This window comes from Nitrincola sp. A-D6 (assembly GCF_000764495.1).
Classification (GTDB): domain Bacteria; phylum Pseudomonadota; class Gammaproteobacteria; order Pseudomonadales; family Balneatricaceae; genus Nitrincola.
On record NZ_JRLB01000094.1, the window covers coordinates 47,204 to 55,143 of the forward strand.

The following is a 7,940-nucleotide window of genomic DNA, read 5'->3' on the forward strand; positions in this document are numbered from 1 at the left end:
TTAACGCGACCGGCTCTGCCAACTCGCCTCCAGCCTACGTCTTATATGATGTGCTTGCGGGACACGCTGTCTTCTTCAGCTCGCAATTTTGCTAGCGGCTTCCTCCAGACAAAGCCTCTCGACTTTGCCCTTGCCATTCGCTAGTAGTTATCGTCTACTTGTCTGATAAATCAGGGCAGACGGTGATCTTCCTACAGAGGACTTTCACCTCATAAGTTCATGCCCATGCTAGGCGTACACAAGAAAAAGCAGGCGGACGCATAAATGCGCCGCTGTTTTGAGCGTTAGAAATAATACGTTTATCTATTCTCGTAGCTCGTTAAAGTAAGAAGGATTTTATCTTGTCACAAGTTCGACATATCCATATAAAAAATTTTAGAGCAATTAAAGATCTGGAATGGCTTCCTAATCCTGGATTGAACTGTCTGATTGGCCCTGGGGATTCGGGTAAATCTACCATACTAGATGCTATAGACCTTGCTTTGGGAGCCAGACGATCCTATCCATTTACGGATGCTGATTTTTTTGAGCTTAATACAGATAGCCCAATAGAAATATGGATCACCCTTGGTGCTTTAAGTGATCAACTCAAAAATATTGATGTTTATGGTATGTTCTTAAGAAGCTTTAATTCAGCGTCTGGAACAATAACTGATGAACCGCATGCCAACGAAGAAGCTGTTCTTACATTAAAATTAACCGTAGGTTCAGATTTAGATGCAGACTGGTTACTCTATTCCGAAAGAGCACAAGCTGAAGGTACAGAAAGAAGGCTGCCTTGGAAACACCGCGACCTAGTAACTCCAGCTAGATTAGGTTTAGCTTCTAATCAACATTTAGCTTGGGGAAATCGATCTATTTTAAATAAATTATCAGAAGATAGCTTTGATATATCGTCAACATTGGCTCAACTTAGTCGCAGTGCTCGCGTAGCATTTTCTGAGCATCAAATTGAAGGTGTCGATAATGTTTTAACGCAGGTAAAAACTGTAGCAAATAACTTAGGTGTGCCAGTAGGTGATTTAAAGGCTTTACTTGATGTTAACAGCGTTTCCCTCTCCCATGGTGCTATTAGTCTACATAATAATGACAACACACCGCTAAGGCAATTGGGGACAGGCTCTGCTCGATTGCTAATTAGTGGTCTCCAAAAAGCAGCTAGTGCGTCTAGCATACTTATTGTGGATGAAGCCGAATATGGTTTGGAACCATATAGAATTACAAGGCTGTTAAATGAGCTAGGATCTAAAACAGAAGAGCCTGATCAACAGGTTTTTATTACAACGCATTCACCATATGTTCTAAGAGAGCTGCAAGCTACCCAATTACATGTAGTTAGAAAAGCTGGTGCAGTCCCATTTCCGCCGCCGAATACTAATTATTCACATTTGGTTTTTTCGTTAACTGGAGGTGATGAACAACAAAGTACGTTAAGGGTGTGTGCTGAAGCGTTCTTTAGTAAAGGGGTAATAGTTTGTGAAGGGAAGACAGAAATTGGTTTAGTTAAGGGTATCGACCTTTATTGCCAGACTCAAAATACCGCGAGTATTCAAGCATATGGTACGTATTGTACTGATGGAGGGGGCGATAGCATGTTTCAGCGCGCCAAGGTTTTTAGAAGCCTAGGTTACTCAACGGCTATCTTCAAAGATTCTGACAAGAGCCTTGAGCATGCTGTGTTTACTACTGAGGCGCAAGAACAAGGGATTAGCATCTTTGAATGGGGTAATAATTTTGCCACAGAAGATGTCTTATTTAACTCCTGCCCACAGGACGTTATACCAGAGTTAATTGAATATGCTATTTCAAGAAAAAGCCGTGATTCTATAAATTCGAGCATTCAAAATTTTTCAAATAATGAGTTTTATCTAGATGATTGTCTTGATAATTTTGACGATTCTATGAGAGCAATATTGTCAAAGGCTGCTAAGAATAAGTCTTGGTATAAAGACATCGAGCCAGCTGAAACATTAGCGCAATCAATTATTATGCCAAACTATCAAAACTTCACCGATGTATTTAAGGTGCCTATAAATAGTTTATTTTCTTGGGCCAGACCTCAAGGAGCTCAGTAGTGACACTAGAGGCTGTTCTAAATTCTGAAATAGGGTTGATAGTTGCTCCCGCTGGTTGTGGAAAAACACACTTAATTACAGAAGCTCTAAATATTGAAACTGTGAAGCCTTATTTGGTATTAACACATACAACAGCGGGAGTAGCGGCGTTAAAGCAAAGGCTAAAACGGCTAAGAGTTCCTAGTAATAATTTTGTTGTGTCTACTATAGATGGGTGGGCTTTACGTGTTGCAAAAATGTTTCCGAATTCATGTGGAATTCAGAGCACGCCAATGAACCCGAGAGTTTTTTATCCAGAATTACGGAGAAAAGTTAATGAATATATTTGTGCGGGAAATATCTTTGAGATAATTAGGTCATCATATTCACGGTTGTTGGTCGATGAGTATCAAGACTGCGATGTCGACCAGCATAAATTGATATGTTCATTGTCAGAAGTTTTACCTACAGTAGTGTTTGGCGACCCGATGCAATGCATATTTAGTTTCGGTGGGCCTATGCCTTCATGGGATCAAGATGTAAAATCAAGATTTCCTTTAATTGCCGAACTAAATACTCCTTGGCGATGGATTAATGCGGAAACCCCCGAGTTAGGACAATGGATACTAAATTGTCGAGACACCTTACTGAATGGAGGCTCTATTGATTTATTAGGTTGTCCTGCCCATGTGCACTGGAACGAGTTATCTGATAACGCACAGAAAAATATTCAAACTCAAAATCAAGTCCAATATCGAATAAGAACTGAAAATAACGTTGAAGATTCACTTCTAATTATCGGAGATTCTAGAAATCCTAGATCAAGACATAGCTTTGCTAGCTCATCGAGAGGTATTGATGTCGTTGAGCCTGTAGATCTGGGTGATGTTACCGAAATTGCCTCTAATATGGACAATTTAAACGGCAGCGAACTAGCTGATACAATTCTCAGCTCAGTTTCATTAATGATGACAGGGGTTGGACGAACAAACATAAATAAGCGTATACCTACAATTTTAGCAGGAAGAAATCGCACACCAGCTACAGAGATAGAGCTTGCAGTTAAATTGGTTATCGAAACTGGAGGTAGGGACTCAATAGCTAGCTTGTTAAGTTCTCTTGAGCTTTGCCCTAATACAAGGACCTTTAGAAAAGGTGCATTCTCTGCCTTAAAGAATGCTGTTTCGTTAAGTATTAGTGATCCTTCTAAAACAATTATGATGTCAGCAGAAATTATTCGAGAGCAAAGACGGCACCAAGGCGATAGAAGAATTCCGCAAAGAGCTATTGGATCTACATTGCTGTTGAAAGGCTTAGAATCAGAGCACTCTCTTATTTTGGATGCGGGCGTTATGACTCCACAGAATCTATATGTCGCTTTATCGCGTGGTGCAAAATCTGTGACAGTGTTCTCAAAGAAAAATGTTGTTCCGTAATCAGTTGAAATTTCTAACACATATGAGCCTGTGCAACACGAAGTTGTGCAATGAAGTTGTTCCGCTAAAGTTTATTGCTTTTTCTATGGCTATTCTTAGCAGCCTTTCAATTGTGTTTAATTCGACGGTGCAGTAAATGTATAACAAGCCACATCATTGCGCCGGTGTAGTTCCCCCGTCTTAGTGGACACTCAAAGCCCTATGATTAGGGCACAAGCAATCCAAAATTTATAAGCGCTTAGTTAAATAAGGAAATCAAATGGATATAACCAACACAATACTCAATAGCGCTTTACAAATCTGGTACATATTACCATTTTTAATTCTCGTAGCGATTTTAAAAAGCCGTTGGTTTAAAGGTGTCTTTGGTGAGTTCCTGGTAAACAAGCTTTTAGCGTCATTGCCACAAACCGAATACACGCTAATCAAAAATGTCACCCTTCCAACCGACGATGGTACAACTCAAGTAGATCATATAGTGGTCTCTAAATTTGGTATCTTTGTTGTCGAAACGAAGAATATGAAAGGCTGGATATTTGGTTCAGACCATCAGAAGCAATGGATGCAAAAAATATACCGGCACACTACCAAGTTCCAAAATCCGTTGCATCAAAACTACAAGCATGTCAAAACGCTGGAGACTGTTTTAGGCTGTAATCCTGAGTTCATCCACTCATTAATTGTATTTATTGGTGATAGCACCTTCAAAACGGAGATGCCCGACAACGTTACCTATGCGCGTGGCTGTGTTAATTACATCAATCAGTTCAAAGATGTCGTCATGTCAAACGCTGAAGTTGATGAGATTATAAAATCACTCAATGCCATTAAGCTTAAACCTGGCCTGGTAACCGACTTTAAGCATCGTAAGTATGTGCAGGAGATTGTTGCCAGTAAAGAGAGTGAGCAGACTTGTCCTCGTTGTGGTTCTGGCATGATAATCAGGGAAACCAAGCGTGGCGCTAATGCGGGTCAACAATTTTGGGGTTGCTCTGCGTTTCCGAAATGTCGATCAGTGGTAAAGTTCGACACTACCCAAGCGCTTTAATTTGATAAGGAGATCACTCCAAGATGAACGAATCAAAACAGAAAATAGCCTTGTTCATCGATGCCGATAACGCCCCGGCCAATAAGTTTGAAGATGTTCTCAGCGAAGTGGCGAAATACGGTGTCGTCACGATCAGGAAAGCTTATGGCAACTGGAAAGCCCCTAGTCTGAAGCCTTGGGAGGATCTTTTACCGGATTGCGCGAAAAGCCCCATCGTTTAGGGCGGGGATGGATAGCGCGGACGGCAGCGCCGTCCTTTGTGTTCGAGTTAATGAGGAGTTTGCTGTTGTTCGATGTATTGCCTGATGATCTCGATAGGTGCGCCTCCGCAACTTCCGGCGAAGTAGCTGGGGGACCATAGAGCACCGCCCCATAGTTTCTTGCGGATGCTTGGATAATTCTTTTTCCGGATAAGGAGACTGGATACCCCTTTAAGGCTGTTAACCAATTTCGATATTGCCACTTTAGGCGGATAATTCACCAGCAAGTGAACGTGATCGTCCTCGCCATCAAACTCCACCAGCTCTGTTTCAAAGTCCGAGCATACACTGGCGAATATTTCTTGAAGATCTTCCAGAATGGCTTTTGTGAATACGCCGCGTCGGTATTTGGTCACGAAGACCAGATGAACGTGCAGCTTGAAAACGCAGTGTCTGCCGTGTCTAATATCATTGTCATCATTCATAGACCAGAGTATGGTTGAGTTATGCAACGACTTCAAGCCTTTAAATTTGAACTGATGCCAGACGGCGAACAACAGCGCGACATGCGCCGTTTCGCCGGGTCGTGCCGCTTTGTATACAACAAGGCATTGGCGTTGCAGCAAGCGCACTATGCCGAAAGCAAAAAGAAGTTGTCGTACGCTGGTTTGTGCAAACAATTGACAGAGTGGCGGAAAAACGAAGAAACAAAATGGTTGTCGGAAACCCATTCTCAGCCATTACAGCAAACACTGAAAGATCTGGGGCGCGCCTACAAAAATTTCTTCGAGAAAAGGGCCGATTTCCCGCGTTTCAAGAAAAAGGGCGTGAGCGATAGTTTCCGTTACCCACAGGGTTTCAAACTCGACCAAGGCAACAGCCGGGTGTTCCTGCCCAAACTCGGCTGGCTGCGCTATCGCAACAGTCGGGACGTGCTGGGCACGGTCAAGAACATCACCGTGAGCCAGTCGAGCGGCAAATGGTTCGTGTCGATCCAAACCGAACGCGAAATTGCAGAGCCGGTGCATCCGTCGACATCGATCATCGGTATCGACGTGGGCATCACCCGCTTCGCCAGCTTGAGCGATGGCAGCTTTATCGAGCCGCTCAATACCTTTCGGAAGTATGAGCAACGACTAGCACGCTGTCAGCGTGCCATGTCGCGCAAGAAGAAGTTCAGCAACAACTGGAAAAAGGCGAAGGCCAAAGTCCAGAAGCTTCATACCCGCATCGCCAACATCCGCCGCGACTACCTGCACAAGACCACGACCACGATCAGCCAAAACCACGCGATGGTGTGTATCGAGGACTTGCAGGTGCGGAACATGTCCAAGTCAGCAGAGGGAAGCGTCGAAACCCCAGGGCGGAACGTCAAAGCCAAGTCGGGACTCAACAAGTCGATTCTCGATCAAGGCTGGTTCGAGTTCCGTCGACAACTGGAGTACAAGCAGGTATGGCGCGGCGGTCAGGTGGTGGCGGTCAATCCCCGCAACACCAGCCGAACGTGTCCGTGCTGCGGTCATGTGTCAGCAGAGAATCGCCAGACGCAAGCCCGCTTTGCCTGTGTCGAATGTGGGTTCGAGGAAAACGCCGATCTGGTCGGCGCGATCAATATCTTAGCGGCAGGGCATGCCGTGTTGGCCTGTGGAGGAACGGTGCAGTCGGGCCGTCCTGCGAAGCAGGAACCCGCCGAAGCGACTATGCAGGAGTTCGCTCTTGTTTAGCGCCGTAGGAATCGCCTTCCTTTAGGGAGGGGAGGATGTCAAACGAGTATGCCATTCAACCCGTGCAGCAGTATGACCTGACCAAGGGTAAAAACGCCTCAGATATTGCGCTGGTGATTGATGCCATGGATGTGATGTACACCAAAATTATTGATGTGATGTGCTTTGTGTCATCAGATTGTGATTTCACCCCAATGGTGATGCGTGCCCTGGCTGAGGGAAAAGTTGTGCTGGGGTTTGGCGAACGCAAGACCCCTGCCCCCTTTGTGAATGCCTGTTCAAAGTTTCTGTTTTTAGATCAGGAGCAGGAGCAAAAGCAGAACGGTACATCACAGTCCAAATCGAAAAACATTAATTCCAACACCAAGCTTATCAGCTTACTGCGTCAGGCTATCCAGGCCACCGAGGAAGATAACGGTTGGGCCGCTCTGGGCCCGGTGGGTTCACATATCTCCAATAAAACCTCATTTGATACCCGCAACTATGGCTTTAAGAATCTAAGCAGTCTATTCAAGGCTAGCGATCTGTTTGAACTCAAGCGCGGACCTGGGAATTCTTACCTGGTCAGGGATGCGCGTAAGAGTAAAACGGCTTAGCGAAACCCTTCTCTTACTGATTTAAATCAACAATTTTTGCTATGTACCTAGGCTATAGTTAGCCCTGCTGAGCGCATCAAATAGGTGCGGCAGCAAACAGGTTCAGGTTGCAGCAGGACACGACGGTGGTGCCGTCAGGCTCAGCCTTTCAGGTACAACAGCGAGGAATCAACATGGAAGTAGATGTATTCGACAGAACGAGTACCACCGATCCTGTCATTAGCCCTACCGCCTACAATTTAGCCATAGGTTTAACCCTGTGCTGGGGGTTCGCTATAAACTGGCTGATGGTTGTGAATATTGACCCTCAGGCTATTGCCAGTATAGAGCCGTGGATATTTATCATTGGCTTCTTTGCTTCATGCTTTTTTGGCATTTATCTCTTTAATGGATCGACTAATCCACTGGTGAGCTTTATTGGCTACAACTTTGTTGTTGTACCCTTTGGCTTGATTATAAATTTAGTGGTGAGCCAGTTTGATCCAACGCTCGTCTCCGAAGCCATTCGAATCACCGGGCTGGTGACGATAGGAATGATGTGTTTAGGCTCACTGTATCCCGCCTTTTTTCAATCGATATCAGGGGCGCTCACTATTGCCTTGCTGCTTGTCATAGTCGTTGAGCTTATCGAGTGGTTTGTTTTTGGTGTTCATCATGGCGTTATTGATTGGATCGTGGTGTTAATTTTCTGTGGCTATATCGGTTATGACTGGGGGCGTGCCAATCAAATATGCGTAAACCGCTGAAGATTGCCACCCATTCCACGTGAAGCCTGCCACCCGGACCAGGCAAAGCTGCCACCCATCGGAGCGCAGCGACACGGGTGTTTTATTGATACTCTTAAGTAAGGGACGGCGTCAACTTTGATTGTCGTTTTCTCAT

General features: G+C 44.7%; 8 protein-coding genes. 7 read left to right on the forward strand and 1 reads right to left on the reverse strand.

Annotated features, from left to right (window positions below; genetic code table 11):
- The first annotated feature begins 341 nt into the window (after positions 1-341).
- The 4 genes from LH51_RS15055 (at position 342) to LH51_RS15070 (ending at position 4,759) form a co-directional block, all read left to right on the forward strand.
- Positions 342-2,075, forward strand: coding sequence for an ATP-dependent nuclease (locus tag LH51_RS15055; RefSeq protein WP_036523600.1), 1,734 nt, complete (start codon positions 342-344; stop codon positions 2,073-2,075).
- The gene (locus tag LH51_RS15060) at positions 2,075-3,490 is read left to right on the forward strand and encodes a UvrD-helicase domain-containing protein (protein WP_036523602.1); all 1,416 of its coding nucleotides are present in this window, start codon (positions 2,075-2,077) and stop codon (positions 3,488-3,490) included. The genes LH51_RS15055 and LH51_RS15060 overlap by 1 nt, the downstream gene beginning before the upstream one ends.
- Positions 3,491-3,749: 259 nt before the next feature.
- On the forward strand, positions 3,750-4,538 hold the full coding sequence (locus tag LH51_RS15065) for a nuclease-related domain-containing protein (protein ID WP_036523604.1): 789 nt from the start codon (positions 3,750-3,752) through the stop codon (positions 4,536-4,538).
- A gap of 23 nt (positions 4,539-4,561) precedes the next feature.
- Positions 4,562-4,759 (forward strand): NYN domain-containing protein, encoded by a 198-nt coding sequence (locus LH51_RS15070; protein ID WP_036523606.1) that lies wholly within the window; start codon positions 4,562-4,564, stop codon positions 4,757-4,759.
- Positions 4,760-4,806: 47 nt separating this feature from the next.
- Here the strand turns inward: LH51_RS15070 and tnpA are convergent, their stop codons facing one another.
- Entirely contained in the window at positions 4,807-5,223 is a 417-nt protein-coding gene (gene tnpA / locus LH51_RS15075) for an IS200/IS605 family transposase (RefSeq protein WP_036523630.1), read from the reverse strand.
- A gap of 21 nt (positions 5,224-5,244) precedes the next feature.
- Here tnpA and LH51_RS15080 point away from each other — a divergent pair, with 21 nt between their 5' ends.
- From LH51_RS15080 to LH51_RS15090, 3 genes are all read left to right on the forward strand, one after another.
- Positions 5,245-6,462 (forward strand): RNA-guided endonuclease InsQ/TnpB family protein, encoded by a 1,218-nt coding sequence (locus LH51_RS15080; RefSeq protein ID WP_036523608.1) that lies wholly within the window; start codon positions 5,245-5,247, stop codon positions 6,460-6,462.
- A gap of 35 nt (positions 6,463-6,497) precedes the next feature.
- Entirely contained in the window at positions 6,498-7,058 is a 561-nt protein-coding gene (locus LH51_RS15085; protein WP_036523610.1) for an NYN domain-containing protein, read from the forward strand.
- 173 nt (positions 7,059-7,231) lie between these two features.
- Positions 7,232-7,804 carry a Bax inhibitor-1 family protein gene (locus tag LH51_RS15090; RefSeq protein ID WP_200882019.1) on the forward strand — a complete coding sequence of 191 codons (573 nt, stop codon included), beginning with the start codon at positions 7,232-7,234 and terminating at the stop codon, positions 7,802-7,804.
- Positions 7,805-7,940: the final 136 nt, after the last annotated feature.

Coding starts and splice junctions, on each gene's coding strand:
- LH51_RS15065 (WP_036523604.1), top strand. CDS start 3,750: ATGGATATAACCAACACAATACTCAATAGCGCTTTACAAATCTGGTAC.
- LH51_RS15070 (WP_036523606.1), top strand. CDS start 4,562: ATGAACGAATCAAAACAGAAAATAGCCTTGTTCATCGATGCCGATAAC.
- tnpA (WP_036523630.1), bottom strand. CDS start 5,223: ATGAATGATGACAATGATATTAGACACGGCAGACACTGCGTTTTCAAG.
- LH51_RS15080 (WP_036523608.1), top strand. CDS start 5,245: ATGCAACGACTTCAAGCCTTTAAATTTGAACTGATGCCAGACGGCGAA.
- LH51_RS15085 (WP_036523610.1), top strand. CDS start 6,498: ATGTCAAACGAGTATGCCATTCAACCCGTGCAGCAGTATGACCTGACC.
- LH51_RS15090 (WP_200882019.1), top strand. CDS start 7,232: ATGGAAGTAGATGTATTCGACAGAACGAGTACCACCGATCCTGTCATT.